19 protein-coding genes and 1 riboswitch are annotated in these 24,000 nt (G+C 29.0%); of the genes, 16 read left to right on the top strand and 3 right to left on the bottom strand.

Features of this window, described 5'->3' with window-relative positions:
* The first annotated feature begins 34 nt into the window (after window positions 1–34).
* The gene (locus IPM32_12255; protein ID MBK8946025.1) at window positions 35–496 is read left to right on the top strand and encodes a hypothetical protein; all 462 of its coding nucleotides are present in this window, start codon (window positions 35–37) and stop codon (window positions 494–496) included.
* Here the strand turns inward: IPM32_12255 and purU are convergent, their stop codons facing one another.
* Window positions 497–1,354, bottom strand: coding sequence for a formyltetrahydrofolate deformylase (purU, locus tag IPM32_12260; GenBank protein ID MBK8946026.1), 858 nt, complete (start codon window positions 1,352–1,354; stop codon window positions 497–499).
* A 136-nt stretch (window positions 1,355–1,490) separates the two neighbouring features.
* On the opposite strand from purU, the gene IPM32_12265 reads away from it, so the two are divergent.
* The 4 genes from IPM32_12265 (at window position 1,491) to IPM32_12280 (ending at window position 8,972) form a co-directional block, all read left to right on the top strand.
* Window positions 1,491–4,076, top strand: a complete 2,586-nt coding sequence (locus tag IPM32_12265) for a hypothetical protein (protein ID MBK8946027.1) — start codon at window positions 1,491–1,493, stop codon at window positions 4,074–4,076.
* 79 nt (window positions 4,077–4,155) lie between these two features.
* Window positions 4,156–4,248, top strand: a riboswitch (TPP riboswitch).
* 99 nt (window positions 4,249–4,347) lie between these two features.
* Window positions 4,348–6,840: a TonB-dependent receptor gene (locus tag IPM32_12270; protein ID MBK8946028.1), complete on the top strand. Its 2,493-nt coding sequence runs from the start codon at window positions 4,348–4,350 to the stop codon at window positions 6,838–6,840.
* A gap of 22 nt (window positions 6,841–6,862) precedes the next feature.
* Window positions 6,863–7,516 (top strand): thiamine diphosphokinase, encoded by a 654-nt coding sequence (locus IPM32_12275; GenBank protein MBK8946029.1) that lies wholly within the window; start codon window positions 6,863–6,865, stop codon window positions 7,514–7,516.
* On the top strand, window positions 7,503–8,972 hold the full coding sequence (locus tag IPM32_12280) for a sodium:solute symporter family protein (protein MBK8946030.1): 1,470 nt from the start codon (window positions 7,503–7,505) through the stop codon (window positions 8,970–8,972). The genes IPM32_12275 and IPM32_12280 overlap by 14 nt, the downstream gene beginning before the upstream one ends.
* A gap of 29 nt (window positions 8,973–9,001) precedes the next feature.
* On the opposite strand, the gene IPM32_12285 is transcribed toward IPM32_12280, so the two are convergent.
* A complete protein-coding gene (locus tag IPM32_12285) occupies window positions 9,002–11,590 on the bottom strand; it encodes a VCBS repeat-containing protein (GenBank protein ID MBK8946031.1) in 2,589 nt (862 codons plus the stop codon).
* 31 nt (window positions 11,591–11,621) lie between these two features.
* Window positions 11,622–13,085 carry a T9SS type A sorting domain-containing protein gene (locus IPM32_12290; protein MBK8946032.1) on the bottom strand — a complete coding sequence of 488 codons (1,464 nt, stop codon included), beginning with the start codon at window positions 13,083–13,085 and terminating at the stop codon, window positions 11,622–11,624.
* Window positions 13,086–13,327: 242 nt separating this feature from the next.
* On the opposite strand from IPM32_12290, the gene IPM32_12295 reads away from it, so the two are divergent.
* The 11 genes from IPM32_12295 to IPM32_12345 all read left to right on the top strand — a co-directional run bounded on the left by IPM32_12295 (window position 13,328) and on the right by IPM32_12345 (window position 23,929).
* The gene (locus IPM32_12295; GenBank protein ID MBK8946033.1) at window positions 13,328–13,732 is read left to right on the top strand and encodes a hypothetical protein; all 405 of its coding nucleotides are present in this window, start codon (window positions 13,328–13,330) and stop codon (window positions 13,730–13,732) included.
* A 20-nt stretch (window positions 13,733–13,752) separates the two neighbouring features.
* Window positions 13,753–14,331, top strand: coding sequence for a septum formation protein Maf (maf, locus tag IPM32_12300; protein MBK8946034.1), 579 nt, complete (start codon window positions 13,753–13,755; stop codon window positions 14,329–14,331).
* Window positions 14,332–14,334: 3 nt separating this feature from the next.
* Window positions 14,335–15,285, top strand: a complete 951-nt coding sequence (locus tag IPM32_12305) for a flippase-like domain-containing protein (protein ID MBK8946035.1) — start codon at window positions 14,335–14,337, stop codon at window positions 15,283–15,285.
* A 77-nt stretch (window positions 15,286–15,362) separates the two neighbouring features.
* Window positions 15,363–15,779 (top strand): YtxH domain-containing protein, encoded by a 417-nt coding sequence (locus IPM32_12310; GenBank protein ID MBK8946036.1) that lies wholly within the window; start codon window positions 15,363–15,365, stop codon window positions 15,777–15,779.
* A gap of 3 nt (window positions 15,780–15,782) precedes the next feature.
* Window positions 15,783–16,160 (top strand): hypothetical protein, encoded by a 378-nt coding sequence (locus tag IPM32_12315; GenBank protein MBK8946037.1) that lies wholly within the window; start codon window positions 15,783–15,785, stop codon window positions 16,158–16,160.
* Window positions 16,161–16,195: 35 nt separating this feature from the next.
* Window positions 16,196–18,286, top strand: coding sequence for an elongation factor G (gene fusA, locus IPM32_12320; GenBank protein MBK8946038.1), 2,091 nt, complete (start codon window positions 16,196–16,198; stop codon window positions 18,284–18,286).
* 73 nt (window positions 18,287–18,359) lie between these two features.
* On the top strand, window positions 18,360–18,860 hold the full coding sequence (locus tag IPM32_12325; GenBank protein MBK8946039.1) for an HIT domain-containing protein: 501 nt from the start codon (window positions 18,360–18,362) through the stop codon (window positions 18,858–18,860).
* Window positions 18,861–18,879: 19 nt separating this feature from the next.
* On the top strand, window positions 18,880–19,806 hold the full coding sequence (locus tag IPM32_12330) for an FAD-dependent thymidylate synthase (protein ID MBK8946040.1): 927 nt from the start codon (window positions 18,880–18,882) through the stop codon (window positions 19,804–19,806).
* Window positions 19,800–20,300, top strand: a complete 501-nt coding sequence (locus IPM32_12335; GenBank protein MBK8946041.1) for a dihydrofolate reductase — start codon at window positions 19,800–19,802, stop codon at window positions 20,298–20,300. Before IPM32_12330 ends, IPM32_12335 begins: the two co-directional genes overlap by 7 nt.
* A 33-nt stretch (window positions 20,301–20,333) precedes the next feature.
* A complete protein-coding gene (gene mutL, locus IPM32_12340) occupies window positions 20,334–22,199 on the top strand; it encodes a DNA mismatch repair endonuclease MutL (GenBank protein ID MBK8946042.1) in 1,866 nt (621 codons plus the stop codon).
* 77 nt (window positions 22,200–22,276) lie between these two features.
* A complete protein-coding gene (locus IPM32_12345) occupies window positions 22,277–23,929 on the top strand; it encodes a methylmalonyl-CoA mutase family protein (protein ID MBK8946043.1) in 1,653 nt (550 codons plus the stop codon).
* Window positions 23,930–24,000 lie beyond the last annotated feature (71 nt).

The following is a 24,000-nucleotide window of genomic DNA, read 5'->3' on the forward strand; positions in this document are numbered from 1 at the left end:
AATAAAATATTACAACTACTAACGAGGAGGAAATATGAAAGCTTCGTGGTTGTTTATAAGTGTTTTTGTCCTAAATCAAATATTACCAACTGTTAACATTTCACAAAATTTAAAAGTATATCAAATTATTGGAAAGAAAATTGATTTCGTAATTTCAAAATTCGGTAAACCAATTCATCAAGATCGAAGTAATCCAAATATGCAATGTTTTTTCTACAAGACAAAAAATTCGCAATCTGTTTTTGTATCTGATAAGGAGGGAATCTTTCAAGCTGAATGTTCAATTTCCTTTGATAATAAAAAAACTGCGAATAATGAACTTTCCAATCTTATTGAAAAATGTAAAAATGAAGGTTATGATATTGATACAATAAATGCAGCAGAGTATGATTTGACTTCTTCGAGCGTTAAAATTAATGCAACACTTTTTGAAAATAACTTCTCGAAGAAATATGAAATTAAAGTAAAAGCAAATAAATCGGTTGGATTAAAGTAATTAAAAAATAATAGTTTTTTTTCCATAAACTAAAATTCTGTTTTGGCTTTGAAATAATAATGCACGAGCCAAAACTAATCTTTCCAAATCTCTTCCTTTAATAATTAAATCTTTCAAAGAATCATTGTGCGAAATCCGAATTATATCTTGCTCGATTATTGGTCCTTCGTCAAGTTCATTTGTAACAAAATGACTTGTTGCGCCGATTATTTTAACACCTCTTTCATAAGCTTGTTTATAAGGATTTCCACCAATAAAAGCGGGAAGAAATGAGTGATGAATATTAATAATTTTATTCGGATATTCTTTTACAAAATCTGAAGATAAAATTTGCATATATCTTGCAAGCACAATTGAATCAATTTTATTTTCTTTTAAAAGAGCGATTTCTTTTTTTTCAATATCCAGTTTATTGTTTGGCATAATTTCAAAATGATGAAATGGAATTTGATAATTTTCAGTAAGTGATCTTAATTCAGTATGATTAGAAATTACCAATTTGATATTAATATTATATTCATTCAAATTATTGCGCCAAAGAATTTCATTTAAGCAGTGATCATATTTAGAAACAAAAATTGCAACATTCTGTTTTTCATCTTCAAAATTTATTTTCCAATTAGCAGAAATGTGCAAAGCTAAATTTGAAAATGATTCTTTTATTTTAACTTTACTTGTTTTATGTTCGTTAAAACTCCATGCAACTCTTACAAAAAACATTGATTCATTCGAATCAACATGTTCATCAAGATCAATAATATTTCCATCAAGTTTATAAACCAACTCAGTTATTTTATATACCAATCCTTTTTGATCATTACAGCTCAAAAGTAAAATTGCAATATTATTTTTATTCATAAATTTTGTGGTTTGTTTCTTTCTAAAAAAAAATGTTATTTAACTAAATAAAATTTCAAACTTCTTTCAAAAAAATATCAGAAATAATAACAAAAAAATAATCATAAATTGAGTTAATGAATAACGGAGTTTAAAAATGAAAAAATTATTTAAAATTTTGGGGATTATATTAGTTTTATTTTTGCTTACACTTTTTATTATTCCGTTTTTCTTTAAATCGCAGATTACAGATTTGATAAAATATGAAGCAAATAAAAACTTAAATGCAAAATTAAATTTTAGTGATGTAGGTTTAAATCTGTTTTCAAACTTTCCAAATTTGTCACTTTCATTAAGTGATTTAGCAATTGTAAACAAAGCCCCGTTTGAAGGAGATACAATTTTCAGCAGCTCAAATTTAGGTGTTTCAATTGATTTGATGAGTGTAATAAGCGGTGAAAAAATTAAAATTAATTCATTCAAATTAGATGATCCAAAAATTCTAATTTATATTCTTAAAGATAGTTCGGCAAATTATAAAATCTTTCAGGAGAGTAACGAGCAAGATACTGCTAAAAAAACTGATGAAGGAAATTTATCAATCAATTTAAATTCATATGCAATCACGAATGGTAAAATTGCTTTTATTGATCAAACATCAAACATTATTGCTGCAATTAGTGGTTTAAATCATTTTGGTGAAGGAGATTTTAGTAAAGATCAATTTCTACTAAATACAAAAACTGAAGTAAATGAATTAACTTTTGAAATGGAAGGAGTTAAATATTTAAATCAAGTTAAAGCAGATTTAGCAATGGATCTTGATGTAAATATGAATGAGAAAATATTTCTACTAAAAAATAATCAGCTAAAAATAAATAATCTAATTTTCAATTTAGATGGTGGTGTGGAAATGCCGAATGAAGAAATTTATGTTGAATTTAAATTTGATGCACCAACTTCAAATTTTAAAGATATACTTTCGCTTATTCCAACAATTTATAAAAATAATTTTGCCGAATTAAAAGCAAGTGGAACAGCAAGTTTAAATGGAATGGTAAAAGGAAAAATGGGAAATGAAATTATTCCAGCTTTTGATATAAAATTAAAAATTGATAATGCAGACTTTAGTTATCCGGAATTACCTTTACCTGTAAAGAATGTAAATGTTGATTTGGTTTTAGAAAATAAGGATGGACAAATAAACAATACAATTATTGATTTAAGAAAAATTCATTTTGAATTGGGTAAAGATCCTTTTGATGCAAAATTAAAAATGACAAATATTAAAGAATCGCCTTTTGTTGATGCGTTTATAAATGGAACAATTAATTTTGACAATTTGAAAAATGCAATAAAGTTAGAAAATGTAAATACTTTAAGTGGAATTATTATAGCTGACATTAGTTTCACCGGAAATTTGCAAACAGAAAAGCAGAATTATGAAAATTTAAATGCCAAAGGAAAATTGAGTTTGCAAAATTTTAAATTCAAATCGGATGAGATTAAAGAACAAATTAATATTATAAATTCCGAATTAAATTTTACACCAAAAAAAGTTGAGTTAATTTCTTTCAATTCAAAAATTGGAGAAAGTGATATTAGAGCAAGTGGTGATTTGAACAATTTAATTTCATTTTTTCTTTCGGAAGGAACATTGTTTGGTAAACTTAGTGTTTCTTCTAATTACTTTAATCTAAATCCATACATGAGTGATGAAACCCAAACACAGCAAGCAAATTCTGATACAACAAAAATTGCAGCTGTGAATATCCCGGCGAATATTGATTTTGTGCTCACATCTAGTATTAAAAATTTGATTTATGATAATTTGGATATCAAAAATTTTCAAGGAAAATTAATTGTAAAAAATAGCAAAGTTGAAATGCAAAATCTTTCCATGAATTTGATGAATGGTTCTTTATCCGGAAACGGATATTATTTTAAGGATGAATCGGTTGAAAATCCGGAAGTGAAATTTGTAATGGATATTTCTAATTTCGATATAAATAAAACATATAATTCATTTGTTACTGTTAAACAATTTGCCCCTATAGCTAAATATATTCAAGGAAATTTTAGTTCTAATTTAACTTTTACAACAAATTTGAATAACGAATTGGTTCCGGATTGGAATACATTTAATAGTAACGGAAAATTAAATTTAGCTTCAATTGAAATCAAAAACTTCAAACCGTTTACAACATTAGGAAATGTTTTGAAAATATCTGAATTATCAAATCCGAATATAAAAAATGTAAACCCATCCTTTAAAATAGAAAATGGAAAATTTTATATTTCTCCGATTTCATACAAAGTAGGGAATTATGATATAACATTTTCCGGTTCGAACAGTATTGATCAATCAATTGATTATGTTATGGAAATCGATGTTCCCGCAAGTAATTTAAGAAGTTCAGCAAATTCAGCAATTAGCAGTTTATTGAAAAAAGATTTGGATTTAGTTAAATCCGATAAAATAAAAATTATAGCTTTAATTGGAGGTACAATAGATTCACCAAATATAAAAACTTCAGCATCGGATATTGCTAAGGATATTGTTAGCGATGCGGTTGAAGAAGTAAAAGAAAAAGTTATTGAAGAGGTAAAGGAAAAAGTTGATTCGTTAAAAATTAAAGCTGAACAAAAGTTGAAAGAAGAAGCAAAGAAAAAAGAAGATGAGTTAAAGAAAAAATTAGAAGAAGAAGCAAAGAAGAAATTAAAAAAATTAAAACTTTGGTAAATCTATTCTGAGTTTCAATTTATATTTACAGTAACTTAATTGGATTGATTAAAAAATAAAAACTTAGTAAGTTTACATATATTTTCATTAGGGGTGTCACAATAGTGACTGAGAGCAAACCCTTGAACCTGATCCGGGTAATGCTGGCGTAGGGAAATGAGTTCAATTCTTATTAAACCTTTTCTCTATGGGAATTGGTTTTTTTATTTATCAATTCTCATCTCAAAAATCTCTTAATGAAAATTCATTTTAAAAGTTGAAAGGAATTTTCATGAAACATTTTATATTAATTTTTCACTTTTTTACAAGTTTAATATTTTCCCAACATCTTGAAATTTCCGGAACTATTTTGGATGGGAAAACGAAATTACCATTGAGTTCTGCTAATGTATTTTTACAAAATTATAAAATAGGAGTTGCTTCTGATATTGATGGAAAATTTAAAATATTATCTCAATATGATGAAAACGATTCTCTAATTATAAGTTACATCGGTTATGAAACTCAAAAAATAAGTCTAAAAGATTTTAATAAATCAGATAAAACAATTGAACTTGCATGGGTTGATTACAAATTACAATCAGTTGTTGTAAGTGCAATAATTTCCGATGAGAAAAAATCTCCGATATCATTTTCTAAAATTAAAAAGAAAGAAATAGAAGAAAATTATTCTGTACAAGATGTTCCTGAATATTTATCTTATTTGCCTTCAACAACATTTTATTCCGAGAGTGGGAATGGAATAGGATATAATTATTTAAGTATTAGAGGTTTTGATCAAAGAAGAATTTCTGTCTCAGTTAACGGAATTCCTCAAAACGATCCGGAAGATCACAATATTTATTGGCTGGATTTACCGGATTTATTAGAAAGTACTGAGTTAATTCAAGTACAAAGAGGAGCCGGCGCTGGCTCAATTGGTTATCCTTCTATAGGTGGATCTATAAATATTATAACTTCACCTTTTTCGGATAAACCAAATTTCGAACTATCCTTATCTGGTGGAAGTTACAATACAAAAAAATACAGTGCAAAATTTGCAAGTGGTTTGATTGAAAATAAATATTCAATTTATGCAAAACTTTCAAAAATTATGAGTAGTGGATACAGAGACAAAAGCTGGGTTGATTTTAATTCTTACCACATTGCTGCGGCGAGATATGATAAAAATATTACAACCCAAATTAATTTTTTCGGTGGACCAATTTCTGATGGATTAGCTTATACCGGATTACCAAAATTCGCAATTAAGAATAAAGAATTACGAAAAGAAAATTTATCTTATTGGGAAGCTGACAAAAACTCATATACTTATAAAGTTGAAAGAAAATCTTCGGAAATTGAAAACTTTTCTCAGCCGCATTTTGAGCTTTTGAATGAGTTTCAAATATCAAATAATCTCACTTTAAGTAATGCATTATTTTTAGTTATGGGTGAAGGATTTTTTGATTATGATGGCTCTTGGTCTATTTACTATGATGATTATTTTCGGTTAAAACAAAACGGATTTGATTCTACATTTGCTCCACAAAATGCAATAATTCATGCTGTAGTAAAAAATAAACAATGGGGAATAATTCCAAGGTTAACTTGGGAGCACAATAATGGTAAATTAGTTTCCGGATTAGAATATAGAAATCATAAATCAAAACACTGGGGAAATATTAGATTTGCTGAAAATATTCCTGCAAATGTATCCCAAAATTATCAATACTATTACTACGAAGGTGGAAAAGATATCGTTAATTTTTTCTTAAATGAAAATTATAATTTCACGGAAAATTTTAATTTGATGGCAGAAATTCAACTTTCATTTCACGAATATAAGTTATTGAATGAAAAGTATTTAGATTATTCCATTTCAATTAACGATTTATATCTAAATCCAAGATTTGGAGTAAATTATAAATTCAATAATCAAATAAATTCATATTTATCATTTGCAAAAGTAACTCGTGAACCCAGATTGAAAAATTATTACGATTCAGCTGAATCCAGCGCTGGAGAAACTCCACAATTTGAATTAAATAAATTTGGCAATTTCGATTTCAAAAAACCTTTGGTAAAACCAGAAATTATGACGAATCTTGAATTGGGAGCACGTTTTTCAAAATCTAATTTGGGGATCAATTTAAATTTGTTTTTAATGTTATTTAAAGATGAAATTGTTAGTCAAGGTCAGTTAGATCGTTTTGGCCAGCCAATCACTGGGAATGTTGATAAAACAATTCATTCCGGAATAGAGATTGAAGGATTTTTTAAGATTAACTCAATATACGAAATAATTTTTAATTCAACTTTTAGCAAAAATTATATTAGTGATGGTTCCACATTTGTAAATACTTTTGATGAGTTTGGGAATTCTATAACTAAACAAATAGATCTTAAGGAAAATTCAATTCCCGGTTTCCCAAATTTAATTTCAAATGTAATATTTAAAGTGAATTTTGAAAATCTGAATTTCCAAATAATTTCAAAATATGTTGGTAAATATTATTCAGATTTTTATGACGAGAATTTATCAAATTTAATTCATGAAAATCCCGGAATTGTAACATATAACAGCAATGAGGTTGATCAATATTTTGTGATGAATATTCTTGGAAGTTACAATTTTCAAATAAAATCATTTCTAAGTTCTGCTAAACTGTTTTTTCAATTAAATAATGCTTTTGATAATTTATATGCAGCTTATGCAACTGGTGGAGATTTTTTTCCAGCTGCTGAAAGAAATATTTTAGTTGGAATTAAATTAGGTTTATAAAAAAATCTCAAAAAAAAATATTATGAAAAAAGCAATTTTAATAGCAAACGGTGATAAACCAACAAAAAAAATAATCTCATATTTTCAAAAGTTGGGTTACAAAACTATAATTTGTGCTGATGGAGGAGCAAATTCAGCTAAAAAAATAAAAGTAATTCCGGATTTTATTATTGGTGATTTGGATTCAGTAACGAATGAAACTTTAAAATATTTTAGAGGAAAATCGGAAATAATAAAATTATCACGACAAAATGATACCGATGTAGAAAAAGCATTAAAGTTTCTAATCAAAAAAAAATATAATGAAATTGTTTTACTTGGTGCAACCGGAGACAGACTTGATCATTCATTGTGCAATATTGGCATAGTTCTAAAATTTTTCGATAAAATGAAAATCACTCTTGTGCACAAAAATTCAATCTTAAAAGCTTATACAGGAATTGTAAATATTGAAACAGAAATAGGTGAAACAATTTCTTTATACGGAATCGAGTCATTAACAAAAATCACTTCAGTTGGATTGAAATATAAATTGAAAAATATTCCACTTCCATTTGGCGAAAAGGAGAGTACAAGTAATATGGCAGTTGCACAAAATATTAAACTTAAAATTAGTAATGGAAAAATTTTAGTTGTTCGAGACTTAAAAACTTTAATAAAATATGATCTCGTTTAGTTCATTAGATATTTTTATCATTATTGCTTTTCTGATTGGAATAATTTTAATAGGATTTTTATCGAATAAAAAAAAATCAAATTCAAATGAAGAAGATTATTTACTTTCTGGAAGAAAAGTTGGATTGGTATTATTTGTATTAACGAATGTTGCAACTTGGTATGGTGGTATTCTTGGAGTTGGAGAATTTTCATATAAATACGGGTTAGTAAGTTGGTTTACGCAAGGTGTTCCTTACTATATTTTCGCATTAATTTTTGCTTTAACTTTTGCAGAAAAAATTAGAGAAGCAAAATTATTTACTATTCCGGATAAGCTTGAAAACATTTATGGCAAAAAAGTTAGTCTAATTTCCGCATTATTAATTTTTATACTTGTTTCTCCGGCACCATATCTTTTAATGCTTGCTCAAATTTTAAAAATAATATTCGATATAGATATTTTCTTCGCACTTATTATTAGTGCGGTTTCATCAAGTATTTATTTGATTAAAGGCGGATATAAAGCAAACATTTGGGCAGATGCATTTTCATTTTTTATAATGTTTTTGGGATTTATAGTAATTGTTGTAATCGCAAATAATAGCTTTGGTGGTATAAGTTTTTTAATAAATAATTTACCAGAAAAACATTTGCAAATTACCGGTGGAACTTCACTAACGTTTATTTTTGTTTGGTTTTTAATTGCACTTTGGACATTTGCAGATCCCGGTTTTCATCAAAGATGTTATTCAGCAAAAAGCGGAAATGTTGCAAAAAAAGGAATAATAATTTCAATTATATTTTGGATGCTTTTTGATTTTTTAACAAACACAACCGGATTATACGCTAAAGCAATTTTGCCAAATTTAGAAAGTCCGATTTTATCTTTTCCGTATCTTGCACAAGAAATTTTATCATCTGGATATAAAGGAATTTTTTTTGCCGCAATGATTGCAACAGTTTTATCAACATTAAATAGTTTTATTTTTTTGAGTGCAACAACATTTAGCGTTGATTTTGTTACAAGAATTTTAAAAAACTATAATAGTAGCAAATCAAGTAATAAAAAATTTATAAATAGATTTTTTTTGAAATATAATTTTAGTGAAAATAATAATTCGGGAAATATTGTTTTATTTACTAAATGGGGAATTTTCTTTTCGTTATTTATTTCAGTTGTCTTTGCATATTTTTTTCAATCAGTTGTACAACTTTGGTATTTAATTGGAAGTATTTGTATTCCCGGAATGATTTTAATAGTAATTTCTGCATATTATTCAAATATCAGAATAAATAATTCATATGCATTTACCGAAATCGTTTTTGGATTATCTGCAAGTTTAATTTGGATTTTTTTAAGATCAAAAAATTATTCAATATTTTTAAACGATATTGAACCAATGATTATTGGATTATTTTTTGCGCTAATAATTCACATAACTGGAATTATTCAAAAAAAAAGCCAGACTAATTAGCCTGGCTTTCAAATCTTAAAAATGCAAACTTATTTCAGTAATAGCATTTTCTTTGTAACAACATTATTATTGCTCGATAATCTGTAAATATAAGTTCCGCTTGCTAAGTTTGAAGCATCAAAATTATATGTGAATTTACCGGCTTTCAATGATTTATTATTTAGGATTGTTGCAACTTCTCTTCCTAAAATATCATAAACTCTTAAATCAACAACAGCTTGTTCAGGTAAACCAAAACTAATAGTTGTAGTTGGGTTAAAAGGATTAGGATAGTTTTGATCAACATAGAATCTTGATGGAATTAATTCCTCAACACCAACCGGAGTAATATCATTTACAAATGTTACTGTAAATGTATCCATACTTGCAGCTGTTTGAGAATTAGCATCCAAAACCAATACTGTCCAATCAAAAGTAATTGAGTCAGCGCCAGCCATTAAACCTAAAATATCTGTAGCATTAACAGTAATATAAGGTTCAAGTGATTGAGCTGTAAACACTTCTGGTAAAGCTACAAATTGGTATCCAAGGATATCATTATTTAAATCTACTGCTGCTTCCCAACCAACATTAAATGTTTCAGCAGAATCTGTAATAGAAATAGTTGCGCCATCTGCGGGAGTTAATAATCCGAAATATGGAAGTGGGGCAACTGAAACATTTTGAGTAATATCTGAATATTTTAGGAATGTAATTTGATATCCGTCGTTATAAACACTTGATGCAGATGTAAATTGAGTAGCTACACCAACAGCAGAAATTGGCCATGTTGGTTCTGCACCTTCATCTACATCTGTTTCTTTATCAACTCTACCAATCAAAGTTGAACCATATCCTGTCCATAAAGTTAAATTTGCATTACTTCCGGAAGCTGGCCATGCAGGCGATTCGGCAGTTTTTGTAACACCTGAAATTTTTATTAATGTTCCTTCGTACATTTCTGCATTTTCAAGATAAGCATCAATAGTTAGTGATTTTGCTAATACAACCCTGCCAGAATCAACAAGAGTTATATCAACAGCAGGATCAGTAATCATAACTTCATTTAAACCTCTGTATTGTGCAACTTTTCCAGTTGCAACTACTCTATCGCCAACGTTCAAATCTGGTCCAGGATTTCCATTTGAAAATAATTGTAGACCACCAGTTGCATCTTGAATAAATACCTGCATACTGTTAAGATCTAATGATTTATTAAGAACAACCCCGGATACTGTTACTGTTTGATCAACATTATCTGGAATAAAGTCAGAATTTTCATCAACTTTTGCTTCACCAATTGTAAGAAGATTATCTACTGGATATCTATCAAGTATAACAAGAGGAATTAGTCCAGTTGCTGGTATTCCGGAATAAACTACTTCCAAGTCTGCATCAGCGTCTAAATTGCCAACTCTAATTACATCTAAACGACCACCACTTGCATAAAGTAATTCATCAATTCTTGAGATGTAATAATTTGCGGGATCAGTTATACTTCCGCCTTGATATTCAACTCTATAAACTCCGTTATTTGGGCTTCCGCCGCGAGTACCAACAATTAAATCAAGATTTCCATCTCCGTCAATGTCACCAGCGTCACCACCATAAAGTTGTCCACCAGCACCAATAAATGACGACATATTTGCAATTTTAGTTGCTGAATAATTACCGTTTTCTACTTGAAGTAACATAACATTTTGATTTCCTGCTCCCCAACCGGAAACTAATACTTCTTTAACTCCATCATTGTTAATATCAACTGTAACTGATGATTTCCAAGAACCTGTTGGAACAAAACCAGTAAGAACAGGTTCTGTTGTATAGCTGCCATTTGAATAAACAACCGGGGTTACATTTCCATTGCTATGGATTAGAAGTATAACACTATCAACAACTGCGATATCATAAATAGTTCCGGCATCAACAACAAAATTAGTATCGGATAGAGCACTAACTTCAAGTGTAAAAGTTTCAGAACCATCAGCATCATCCGGAATATTATCAACAGAAATTACTCCGAATCTTTCGGCACCAGCTCTCGCTCCAAAAACAATTTCTTCCGTTCCATCGGAATCAACATCTGTTAAATGCCATTTAAATGGTCTTAAATTATAATTTGGTGCGTCAATAATCGTCCAAGAAGCATTTGGTTTAAAAGTTCCATCTCCATTATCAACGCCCATTTCGTCAGAACCATCACCTTTGGATTCAAATACAATTACACGAGTATAAATTGAATCGCCGGCACTAAAATTATTAACTGGTCCCCATATAATTTCCATTTTACCGTCTTTATCCCAATCGCCAGCAGCAAGAGGTGGCCAAGTATTTTGACCTTCTAATGGTAATCTTGTTGACCAGACTACTTCCCAACCTGAGCCGCTGTTTTCATATTTATAAATTCTAGGGACCCAATCTAAACCTGCAAGATCAGACCAATCATTTGAAACGCCATAGATTTCTTTTAATCCATCACCATCGAAATCTACACCGACAATTGCTTCACCCCAACCGCCAACATCTAGGGTGTCATTCGGAATTAGTGCACTTCTTTTGAAGATATCTGTTTGAGCAAACAAAACAGATGAAAGAAGTAATGTTGAAATTATGAGAAATGTAAAATTGAATTTTCTCATTTTGCCTCCTTTAGTTTGTGAATGTGTAAAGTTACTTAATTAATATCATTTTATTAGAAAATGTTTTTAATCCAACCTGAAGTTGATAAATATATGTTCCGGAAACAAATTTTGAAGCATCAAATGTTAATTTGTAATTTCCTTGCTCTAGAATTTTATTCTTCAATAAGTCAGTAACTAGTTCACCGGTAATATTATATATTTTAAGTGAAACTTCGTGTTGTGTGTTTAGTGAAAATTCTATTGTTGTACTTGGGTTAAATGGATTTGGATAATTTTGTTTTAATTCAATTTGGTTGGGTATAAAATTATAATCAATTTGTATATCAGTAATTGTAATTTCTATCGTTGGTAATTCAGCCGAGTAATTCCATTTATCAACTGTCCAGCCAAACCAAGATTGAGTATAAATATTATTATTTTCATCAAAATCTACAGCATAATTTGATGTATATCCGGATGCATTATTTGCTGGATTATGATTATTGTATCTACCTTCAATTAAGAAATTCCATTTTGCGGCATCAATTGTATCTAAAACTTCACCAGTATTTGGGTTTGCAATGAAAATTTTTCCATATGCATATCCTCTATTATCACCGGAAACAAAATCCGCATCATGAGCAACAAACAATAAATTTTTCCCCGGCATATATTGAATTCCGAAAGGTCCAACTTTTAAAGAACCGCTTGTTGTATCTGGAGTAATAAACTCACTTTCAACTTGGAAATCAAATCCATCATATAAAGTATAACCATTTACGGGATCGCCAATGTAGCAATAAATTTTATTTTCATCCCAATTGCTAACGTATAAGATTGTGCCATCATTATTTGCGGTAATTCCTCTTGGTGAACCAATGTCCGGAAGAGTAAACTCTTGTAATATTTTCCCTTGTTTGCCATTAGAAACCCATTTTGGCGCAACATCCGGATTTTCAAAAATTATTACTGAGCCAGCTTTTGTTGAATCGCCGGTTTTTGTAACATAAATTCTTCCATTATCGTCAACATCAATTGCCCATATATATTCATCTATTTTATATCTCTGAGGATAAGTATAAATGCTATCATCTTTTAATTCAAAAGTTAAAATACTATTACTATTTGTATCATTATTTGGAACATAAACTAAGTTTCCCTTAGCTGCAATATCATTTGCATCAAACAGAAATTCTTGGTCAAATCCGCTTAACCATTTTGTTCTAAAATCAACTTGTTGATAAGGAACATTTCCAAGTCTTCCGCTATTTTTACCAGCATTTTTAAATCCAACTAAGTAATGAGCATTTGCGCTTCCCCTATTTACTAATGCAACAAAGGAATCCTCAGAAATTACTCCAACAGAAATAACATTATACCCAATACTGTTAAGCGAATCCGGACTATCTGATGTAACATATTCAACAGACCAAGTTCCGTCAAAACTTTGTGAGAAAATAAGATTTGAAAAAATTAAAAATAGAAAAAATGACTTTGTGAATTTTCTTACCATGCTAACTCCTTTCCAAATCAAAAAAATAAAAAAATAAGTTAAATAATATTGATAAAGAAAATCAAGACAAAATGAATACATGTGTTCTAAACTTTAAAATAACAAATTTCTTGTGTGATTAAAATCATTTTTATTTATTTTTATTGAAAGCATAATTTTTTTCCTATTTATTGCATTAAAAAAATATTTTTATTTACGATTATTTTCTTGCATTATATTACAAACTGACTTATTTTAAAATCATGAAAATTTCATCAAAAATATTAATTACATTTCTTTTAATTCTTTCAACGACAATTGGCGGAACTTTGATTGATTCTTTCGTTGCAAAAAGTAACGGTGATTCTATAACTCTTACTTGGCAGACAATAGTTGAAGAAAATGTAAAGGAATTTGAAATTTTAAGAGGCAAAGACAAAGACAATCTTACTCCAATTGCAACAGTTGATGCAAAAGGAAATAATTCCGAATATTCATTTGTTGATGAAAATGCATATAAAACTTCCGGTTCATTTTATGCTTATGGTTTAGTTTTAGTTGATAATGCCGGAAATAAATCTCAAGTTGTTATGAACACACAAGTTGTTCATGATAAAGTATCTGGCGTTAAAAGAACTTGGGGAAGTATTAAAGCTCTTTTCAGATAAACTCTTCTTTTTTTCATTTTATGTTAAATCTTAGTGCTCCACTTTATTTAGCTTCTAATTCACCAAGAAGAAAAAAAATGCTGCATTCTTTAGGTATTAGTTTTCACCATATTTCTATTGAACATGAAGAAGTAATTAATAAAAATCATACACCTTTAATAAACGTAAAAAGACTTGCAAAAGAAAAATGTGAAAAAGCTTTAGAGAAAATTTGTGAAGGAATTGTAATTTCTGCGGATACAATTGTAGTGCTAAATAATGAAATCATCGGAAAACCAATTGATAAAAATGATGCCGAGAAAATTTTAATAAAGTTGAGTGGAAAGACTCACATCGTTTATACTGGTTTTGCAATTTGTGATGTAAAATCAAAAATTATTTTTACAGAATACGAAAAAACTAAAGTTACTTTTTACGAATTATCTGAAAAACAAATTCGAGAATATATTAATTCTGGAAGTCCAATGGATAAAGCTGGAGCTTACGGAATTCAAGATGATTTTGGTACTTTATTTGTAAAAAAAATTAACGGTTGTTATAATAATGTTATGGGTTTTCCGATTGCGAAAATTTTTAGAGCATTAGAAAATTTCAAATAAAATTTGCCAAATCTAAAAAAAAATATAATTCTAACTTTATTTTTTTCTTTCCTCATTTACTTAATACTTATTTTCTTTTCTGATTATCAAAAATTTTTAAGTTCACTTACTAAAGTTTCTAAATCAAATTTGATTCTTGGATTTTTTATATCACAATTTATTCTTGTTTTAAAATTTTTTAGATGGCAAATTTTGTTAAAATCAAAAGTTAAAAATATCTCTATTTCTGATTCAGTTTTAATTTTTGGGTTAGGTCAAATAATGAGTATTTCACCCGGAAAATTTGGTGAAATTATAAAATCTTATTTCTTAAAAACAAATCATGATATTGAATATGTAAATTCAATTCCAATAATTTTTGCAGAAAGATTTAGTGAATTTTTAACTTTAATTTTTCTCGAATCGATATTTCTGATTTACCTTTGGGAAAGTATTGAAATTAATGTGTTACTAATAATCACAAATTTTTTACTAATAATTTTTATCTTCAATAAAAAAATATTCAGAACATTTTTTGATAAATTAAGAAAAATAAAATTCTTGAAAATTAATGAAAACAAAATTGATGCTCTGGTTGAAAACCAAAAAATGTTAATTAATCCTAAAATATACATAATAAGTATTTTAGCTTGGATAACTGAAATCTTTTGTTTTTACATAATTCTAAGTAATTTTATAAGCGATATAATTGTCCTTAAGGCAGCTTCTATATATTTAATGGCAATTATTTTGGGTTCTGTAAGTATGTTGCCAGGTGGAATTGGAACAACAGAAAGTTCTTTAACTTATTTGATGATAAAGAATGGAATAAATATTGGGAATTCTGCGGCAGTTACAATTTTAATAAGAATTTTCACTTTGTGGATTCCAATATTAATTGGTTTTTTAAGTTTATTTATTTACTTACAAAAGAATAAAAAAATTATAAAAACTAAAATTTTTACGTTTCTGTAAATATTTATATTTAACTTGATTCTTAGTTATTTTGATAATATTATAAAATTTAATAATAAACAAAACTGGAGGATAAAATGAGTGATGAAAATGGAATGAGTAAAGGACTTATTTTAGGACTTTTAACCGGAACAATAATTGGGTCAGTATTAGGATTATTGTTTGCTCCAAAATCCGGACGTGAATTACGCGGCGAACTTAAAGAGAAATCGGATGAATTTCTAAATGGTGCTGAAGAATATTTAGAACAAGCAAAAGGAAAAGCTAACTCACTAATAAATGATGGAAAAAAAAAATCAGAAAAACTTATTTCTGATGCTAAAGAAAAAGTAGATAGTTTGTTAGCCGAAGCCGAAAAAATTGTTCACGATGCAAAATCGAAAACAAAAGAAATGGTTGAAACCGGAAAAGAAAAATTCGAAAAAGAAGGCGATAAACTAAAAAGTGCGATAAAAGCCGGCGTTGAAACATATAAAACAGAACGAGAATCTTAAAATATGACAGTCTTAGATGTTTTATTAGTGATTCTTATAATTATAGCGATAATTGTTGGAATCTATTTAATATTTGCATTAAAGAAGATATATAATACTTTAGATATGGTTCAAGATGATATCGATGTTTTAAATAATCGACTTGAACCAATATTACAAAACCTCACAATAATTACGGAGAAAGTTGTAAAAATTAGTGAGGAAACCGAAAAAAGAGTATTCGATATAAGTAATACAATCCAAAATGTTCGAAATACAGTTTCAAAATTTTCCTTTAGAAATGACAATAACTTTGTAAGAAATCCAATTCAAGATTTGCTAAACAATATAACTGCAATTTCTAAAGGTGTTTCTGCATTCTGGAGAAAATTATATAATTAATTGCTGAACAATAACACAAAATATTTGGAGGCATTTTGAGTGCTTTTACTCCTGATGCAATAAGAAATATTGCATTCGTTGGTCATGGTGGAAGTGGAAAAACTTCCTTATCAGAATTTTTACTTTTTTCTGCTGGTGAAATTAACAGAATTGGAACAATAGCCGAAGGTACTACAACATCAGATTTTAATCCTAACGAAATTGAAAGACAAATATCAATTTCTGCTTCCGCATTACACTTAATTTGGAAAAACACAAAAATCAATTTATTAGATGCTCCCGGTTATTCCGATTTTATTGGTGCAGTTAAATCAAGTCTTCATGTTGTAGATACTGCAATTGTAGTTCTTAAAGGAATGGAAGGTGTTGAAGTTGGAACTGAATCGGCTTGGGAATATATTCAAAAATTACAATTACCAGCTGCAGTTATGGTAAACAAAGTTGATAATGAACATTCAAATTTTGATAAAACTGTTGAAGTTGCAAAAGAAAGATTGAGCCATGATATTGCAGTTGTTAGTTTCCCGGTTAACGAAGGAACAAATTTTAATTCGATAATCGATGTAATCAAAATGAAAAAAATAACTTTTGGAGATGCAAAATCTAAAAAAGTTACCGAAGAAGAAATTCCAGCAAATCTAAAAGAAAAAGCTGAAAAGTTAAGAGAAGAATTATTAGAAAAAGTTGCTGAATCTACTGAAGAATTAATGAATAAATTTTTTGAAGAAGGTACGTTAAGTGATGAGGATTTTGCAAAAGGTTTGAAGAATGCAATTATTTCCAGAAGTTTAATTCCTTTATTTGCAGTTTCTGCTGAAAAAGGTGCTGGACTTTCAGATTTTGCTGATTTTGTTGTTGAATACTTACCAGCTCCATGCGATAGAAAACCAGTTCCCGCAATAAAAGTAGGTTCTGATCAAACGGTTGATATAAAATGTGATCCAAAGGGCGAACCAGCTTTATTAGTATTTAAATCTTTATCAGAAGCACATGTTGGAGAACTTTCTGTTTTCAAAGTTTATTCTGGAAAATTAACTCCCGGTTTGGATTTATTTAATGAAGAAAGAAATAAACCAGAAAGACTTGGTCAATTATACGTTCTTAACGGACACAATCGAGCAGAAGTTTCAGAACTTTTAGCTGGTGATATTGGTGCTGTTGTAAAATTAAAAGATACTCATACAAATAATACATTATGCAGTAAAGAATTAGGAATAATTTTACCTCACATTGAATTTCCCAATCCGGTTATCAGAGGTGCTGTAATTCCAAAATCAAAAGGTGATGAAGATAAAATTTCTTCCGGATTACATACAGTACACGAAGAAGATCCAACACTTCAAGTAAAATTTGATCCGGAATTGTCTCAAACTATTATTTCTGGTCAAGGAGAATTGCAATTAACTTTAGCAACAAAACTTTTGAAAGATCGATATAAAGTTGAAGTTGATTTAGTTGAACCAAAAATTCCATATCGAGAGACTGTCAGAGGAATTTGCGAAAATGCAGAATATAAGCATAAAAAACAATCTGGTGGTCGCGGGCAATTTGGTCATGTATTTATTAAAGTTGAACCAATGCCACAAGGTGGAGGTTTTGAATTTGTAAATGCAATTGTAGGCGGTGTAATTCCTGGTAGATTTATTCCAGCTGTTGAAAAGGGAATTAGAGAATTGATGGAAAAAGGAATTTTAACCGGAAGTAAAGTAGTTGATATTAAAGTAACTTTATTTGATGGTAATTTTCACAACGTAGATTCTGACGAAGTATCATTTAAAATTGCTGGTTCGCAAGCTTTTAAAAAAGGATTTTTGGCAGCTAATCCGGTTTTACTTGAACCAATTTATGATTTATCGATTAAAGTCCCGGAAGAATTCATGGGTGATGTTATGGGAGATATTTCTAGCAGACGTGGAAAAATTTCTGGAATGGATTCCGAAGGACCTTTCCAAATCATTAAAGCAAAAGTTCCTTTGGCAGATTTATATAAATATTCAACTCAATTAAGAAGTTTAACATCTGGCAGAGGAATTCACAGTCGTGAATTTTCGCATTATGAACCTGTTCCAAAAGATGTTGAAGCAAAAGTTATTGAAGAATATAATAAATCTAAGCAAGAAGAATAGTCAAAATTATATTTAAAATATCTGAGGTTGTTTCGTTAATTTGGAACAACCTCTTTTTTTAGTGAGAAATAAATTGGAAAAAATGTGGTCACCTTGGCGTTCAAATTATATTGATTCATTTAAAAATGCAAAGGATGATGAAAGTTGTGTTTTCTGTGGAATTGAGAATCAAAACATTGATCATGATGAATGCCTGTTAGTTTATAAGGGGAAATTATGTTTTGTAATGCTAAATCTTTATCCTTATAATAATGGACATTTGATGATAATTCCTTATCGTCATTTATCAGATTATACAGAACTTACAAATGAAGAATTAAGTGAAATTACTTCTCTAAATAAAATTTCAATTATAGCATTAAGAAATTTAATTTCACCACAAGGGTTTAATTTTGGTGCAAATATAGGCAAAGCAGCCGGCGCCGGTATTCATACACATTTACATTTTCATCTTGTACCAAGATGGAATGGAGATACTAACTTTATGCCAGTATTGGGTGAAGTGAAAATAATTAGTCAAGATTTGCTTGAATTGAAAAATAAATTAATTCAAGAATTCAAAAATTTAGTATAGAAAAATATTTAAGGGAATAATGAGCGAAGAGAAAGTTTTTGAAAATTTACAGCCAACAATGGTTGAATCTTTAAACGAAATTTTAGGCAAACCTTTTAAAGTTTTAGATGATGGTTTTGTAAGAGTTGTTGATTATATGGGCTCTGATCAATCAATTGTTCAAGCTGCGCGGGTTTCTTACGGTGCCGGAACAAAGCAAGTAAGTCAAGATAAAGGTTTAATAAGATATTTAATGCGTCATCATCACTCAACACCTTTTGAAATGTGTGAAATTAAATTGCATGTCCGTGTTCCAATGGATACTTGGCGTCAGTGGATTCGTCACAGAACTGCAAATGTAAATGAATATTCTACGCGTTATTCAATTGCAATAGATCAAGCATCAAGAACAAAAAATGAAGAATGGCGAATGCAGTCAACTTCTAACAAGCAAGGAAGTGAAGGATTTTTATCATTAGAAGAAGGGATTCAACTTTCTGAAGAAGAAAAAAATCTTCACTCGGAAATTTGGAATATTTACAATAACAGAATTGAAAAAGGTGTAGCTCGCGAACAAGCAAGAAAAGATTTACCTCTATCAACTTATACAGAAGCTTACTGGAAAATTGATCTTCATAATTTGCTGCATTTTCTTCAACTAAGGATGGATAAACATGCTCAGTTGGAAATAAGAAAATATGCAGAAACTATTGGGTACGAAATAGTTAAAAAATGGGTTCCATTAGCTTGGCAAGCATTTGAAGATTATAGATTAAATTCAAAGTCATTTTCTGGATTAGAAATAGAATTATTAAGTTTAATTTCAAATAATAACACAATACAAGCAATTGAAAAAGCGAAAAATTTCGGCTGGCTAAAAGAGAAAGATGGAAAAATTATTGGTAATTTAGAGCGATTGGAATTTGAAGAAAAACTTATTCAGCTTAATTTAAAAGCCCCGTGGTAAATTCAAATAAAATTCTAAAAAAAATAATTATTACTGCAGTATCAAAAAATGGAATTATTGGAAACAAAGGAAGAATTCCATGGAATTCTAAATCAGAGATAAATCACTTTAAAGAAACCACTTTAAATTCAGCTGTTATTTTTGGCAGAAAAACTTTCGAAAGTTTAGATAAACCATTAAAGAATAGAACAAATATTGTAATTTCCAAAACTTTAACATCTCAAGAAAATGAATTCTTAATTTTTCCAACATTGAGAATGGCATACAATTATTTACGAAAGAATAATTTTGAAAAAGTTTTTATTTGCGGAGGATATAAAATTTATTTATCAGCTTTGAGAAATGCCGATGAATTAATCATTTCTGTGATGAAATTTTTCGTTGAAGGGGATACAAAATTTCCGAAAATTAATTATGCAAATTGGAATTTAATAAAAATAAAAAAATTTGATGAATTTGAAGTATTTTATTATGTAAGAAATAAGAAGCAATAATTTGGTATTTTTAGTTACCTAAAAATTTAATTGATGAAAAATAATTCTATAAAAATATTGCCGGATAATATTGCAAATAAAATTGCAGCGGGTGAAGTTGTTCAGCGACCGGAATCAGTTTTAAAAGAATTGATGGAAAATTCTCTTGACGCTGATGCAAAAAATATTGAAGTCTACATAAAAAGAGCTGGAACAGTTCTCGTCCAAATTATTGATGATGGAATTGGGATGAATGAATCCGATGCTTTACTAAGTATTGAACGTCACGCAACTAGTAAGATCAGAACAATTGAAGATTTAAATAATATTAATACTTTTGGATTTAGAGGTGAAGCTTTAAGCTCAATTGCATCTGTAAGCATTTTTGAACTTAAAACCGAAATGAGAAACAGTGATTTCGGCACTTTTATAAAAATTGAAAATGATGAATTAAAAATAGAAAAAGGTAGTTTTCCTAAAGGTACATCAATTGCTGTAAAAAATTTATTTTACAATACTCCGGCGAGAAGAAATTTTTTAAAATCACACGCAACTGAATTAAAACACATTCTCGATTCGTTTAAGAAAATTGCGTTAAGTAATCCTTTGGTAAATTTTAAATTATGGAATGATGAGGAGTTAATTTATGATTTTAAATCTTCAAGTTTAGATGAAAGAATGTCCGCAGTATTTGCAGAAAATATTCTGGATGGTTTGGTTAAAGTAGAAGAGAAAACTGAATTTATTTCGGTATACGGTTATATTTCAAAACCCACATATTTAACAAAAAGTAAAAGCGATCAATACCTTTTTATAAATAAAAGATTTGTTACAAATAAATCAATTAATCATGCAGTATTTAAAGCTTATAATGATTTGCTTGAAAAAGGAGATTTTCCGTTTTTTGTTTTGTTTATTGAGCTAGATCCACAAAGAGTTGATGTAAACGTGCACCCTTCAAAATTAGAAGTAAAATTTGAAGATGAAAAAGATATCTATAATTTTATGCGCGCTGTTGTAAAAAAAGGATTGGGACAATATGATTTGATTCCAAATATTGAATTGAAAGAAAATGAAACAATTTCAACATCAATAAAACATAATTATCCAAATCCCGTTGGAAAAAATAATTTTGATGATCGCCCCGATTTTATTGGTCAAAGTGCAATAAAAAAAGAAAAACCAAAAACATATTCAGAAAATGAAATAGATATACTTTTTAATTCACTTAATACAAAAATTAAAAATTCTGTAATTGTTGAAAATGAAGAACATCCCTTTTATGAAGAATCTTCTCGAGAAATTTATCATTCACCAGTAAATACAAGTTTTGATGAAGTTCCAAAAGGTGATACAACATTTATAGTTGCTCTTCACAATAAGTACATTTTAACGCCAATAAAGAGTGGGTTAATGATAATTGATGCGCATGTTGCTCACGAAAGAATTTTGTATGAAAAAGCTATAAATTCGTTTGAAGCTAATTTGCCATTCACTCAACAATTACTTTTTGCACAAACTTTACAGCTTGATCCAGCTGATTATCTTCTTGTGAAAGAACTTGAACCGCACTTAACAAAATTAGGATTTGCATTAAAATTTTTTTCAAAGAACGTTATTGTGATTGACGGAGTTCCTTCAGATATAAATGTCGGTTCTGAAGTTGAAACTTTTTTAGATATTTTGAATGAATATAAAAGTAATGATCAAGAAAAACATTTAGAACAAAAAGACAACATAGCAAAATCATACTCATGTAAAGCTGCCATAAAAGCCGGTGATAAATTGAACGAAAGGGAAATGAGAATTTTGGTCGATCAACTTTTCGCAACATCAATGCCTTACGTTTGTCCGCACGGCAGACCAATTATTGTAAAAATTCCTATTACAGAATTTGATAAAAGATTTGGAAGAACATAAATTCTAATAAACAAATTCTTGTATTAACAAAAATCTTATTTTATTATTTTTTGAGTAATAAATGAAAGGGCAATATTTTGGATGACAATTTTTTAAAATCAAAACTTGAATTTGAAACTAAATTTTTAAAAGCAGAAAAAAATGATTTAAAATTCACAACAGTTTCGGGTGAAAAAATAAATCCGCTTTACACTCCAGAAGATATAGAAAATAAAAATTTTAATGATGAAATTGGATTTCCGGGACAATTTCCATACACAAGAGGAATTCATCCAACCGGATATCGTGGTAAACTTTGGACAATGCGTCAGTTTGCCGGATTTGGTTCTCCGGAAGATACAAACGAGAGATTTAAATATTTGCTGTCACACGGACAAACCGGTTTATCTGTAGCTTTCGATTTGCCAACTTTGATGGGGTATGATTCTGATCATCAAATGAGCATTGGTGAAGTTGGAATTTGTGGTGTTGCTATTTCTTCACTTGAAGATATGGAAATTTTATTTGATGGAATTCCGTTAGAACAAGTTTCAACATCGATGACAATCAATTCACCGGCAGCAATGATTTATGCATTTTATTTAGCTGTTGCAAAAAAACAAGGAGTAAAATTTGATCAACTTCGCGGTACATTGCAAAATGATATTTTAAAGGAATATATTGCTCAAAAGGAATTTATTTTTCCACCTAAACCTTCCATGCGAATAATTACTGATATGATTGAATTTTCCACAAAAGAAGTTCCACAATTTAATCCAGTATCGGTAAGCGGATATCATATTAGAGAAGCTGGAGCAACTGCAGCACAAGAATTGGCTTATACACTTGCTGATGGCTTTGCATATATTGAACATGCAATAGAAAGAGGAATGGATATTGACGAATTTGCTCCAAGAATTTCTTTCTTTTTTAATTCACATTTAGATTTTTTCGAAGAAATTGCAAAGTATAGAGCTGCTCGTAGAATTTATGCAAAACACATGAAAGAAAAATATGGTGCAAAAAATCCAAGATCTTGGTGGATGAGATTTCACACACAAACTGCCGGATGTACTTTAACAGCTCAGCAACCGGAAAACAATATTATTAGAACAGCATTCCAAGCAATGGCGGCAGTACTTGGCGGTACTCAATCATTACACACAAATTCAATGGATGAAACTTTAGCATTGCCATCAGAAAAAGCTGTAAAGATTGCTTTAAGAACTCAACAAATTTTAGCTTATGAAACCGGAGTAATAAATACGGTTGATCCCCTTGGCGGAAGCTATTTTATTGAATCTTTAACTGATAAAATGGAACAAGAAGCAGAGAAAATTTTTGCTGAAATAGATTCCTTAGGTGGTGTAATTCCAGCTATTGATGCCGGATATTTTCAAAAGGAAATTTCACAAAGTGCTTACAGATATCAAATTGAATTGGATAAAAAAGAAAAATTTGTTGTCGGCGTAAATGAGTTTGTGGAAAAAGATGAAAAAATTGATATCCCAATTTTGCAAATTTCTAAAGATGTAGAACTAAAACAAAAAGAAAGATTGATGAAACTTAAAGAAAGAAGAAATAATTCTAAAGTGGATGAATGTTTAAATGAGATTGATTTAGCTGCTCGAAATAATGTTAATCTAATGCCAATTCTTATTAAAGCTGCTGAAAATTATGTCACTCTTGGAGAAATGGTTGAGGTTCTTAAAGTACCGTTTGGAGTTTATGAAGAAGCAATAGTATTTTAATTAACATGATAACAAAAATTTCATTAAAAATATTATTCTTGATTTCTTTTATATTGTTCATTAGTTGCTCA

This window comes from Ignavibacteriota bacterium (assembly GCA_016716225.1).
GTDB lineage: Bacteria > Bacteroidota > Ignavibacteria > Ignavibacteriales > Melioribacteraceae.

Excerpts from the sequence above, each read along its gene's own strand:
- IPM32_12255 (MBK8946025.1), top strand. The coding sequence starts at position 35 with ATGAAAGCTTCGTGGTTGTTTATAAGTGTTTTTGTCCTAAATCAAATA.
- purU (MBK8946026.1), bottom strand. The coding sequence starts at position 1,354 with ATGAATAAAAATAATATTGCAATTTTACTTTTGAGCTGTAATGATCAA.
- IPM32_12265 (MBK8946027.1), top strand. The coding sequence starts at position 1,491 with ATGAAAAAATTATTTAAAATTTTGGGGATTATATTAGTTTTATTTTTG.
- IPM32_12270 (MBK8946028.1), top strand. The coding sequence starts at position 4,348 with ATGAAACATTTTATATTAATTTTTCACTTTTTTACAAGTTTAATATTT.
- IPM32_12275 (MBK8946029.1), top strand. The coding sequence starts at position 6,863 with ATGAAAAAAGCAATTTTAATAGCAAACGGTGATAAACCAACAAAAAAA.
- IPM32_12280 (MBK8946030.1), top strand. The coding sequence starts at position 7,503 with ATGATCTCGTTTAGTTCATTAGATATTTTTATCATTATTGCTTTTCTG.
- IPM32_12285 (MBK8946031.1), bottom strand. The coding sequence starts at position 11,590 with ATGAGAAAATTCAATTTTACATTTCTCATAATTTCAACATTACTTCTT.
- IPM32_12290 (MBK8946032.1), bottom strand. The coding sequence starts at position 13,085 with ATGGTAAGAAAATTCACAAAGTCATTTTTTCTATTTTTAATTTTTTCA.
- IPM32_12295 (MBK8946033.1), top strand. The coding sequence starts at position 13,328 with ATGAAAATTTCATCAAAAATATTAATTACATTTCTTTTAATTCTTTCA.
- maf (MBK8946034.1), top strand. The coding sequence starts at position 13,753 with ATGTTAAATCTTAGTGCTCCACTTTATTTAGCTTCTAATTCACCAAGA.
- IPM32_12310 (MBK8946036.1), top strand. The coding sequence starts at position 15,363 with ATGAGTGATGAAAATGGAATGAGTAAAGGACTTATTTTAGGACTTTTA.
- IPM32_12315 (MBK8946037.1), top strand. The coding sequence starts at position 15,783 with ATGACAGTCTTAGATGTTTTATTAGTGATTCTTATAATTATAGCGATA.
- IPM32_12330 (MBK8946040.1), top strand. The coding sequence starts at position 18,880 with ATGAGCGAAGAGAAAGTTTTTGAAAATTTACAGCCAACAATGGTTGAA.
- mutL (MBK8946042.1), top strand. The coding sequence starts at position 20,334 with ATGAAAAATAATTCTATAAAAATATTGCCGGATAATATTGCAAATAAA.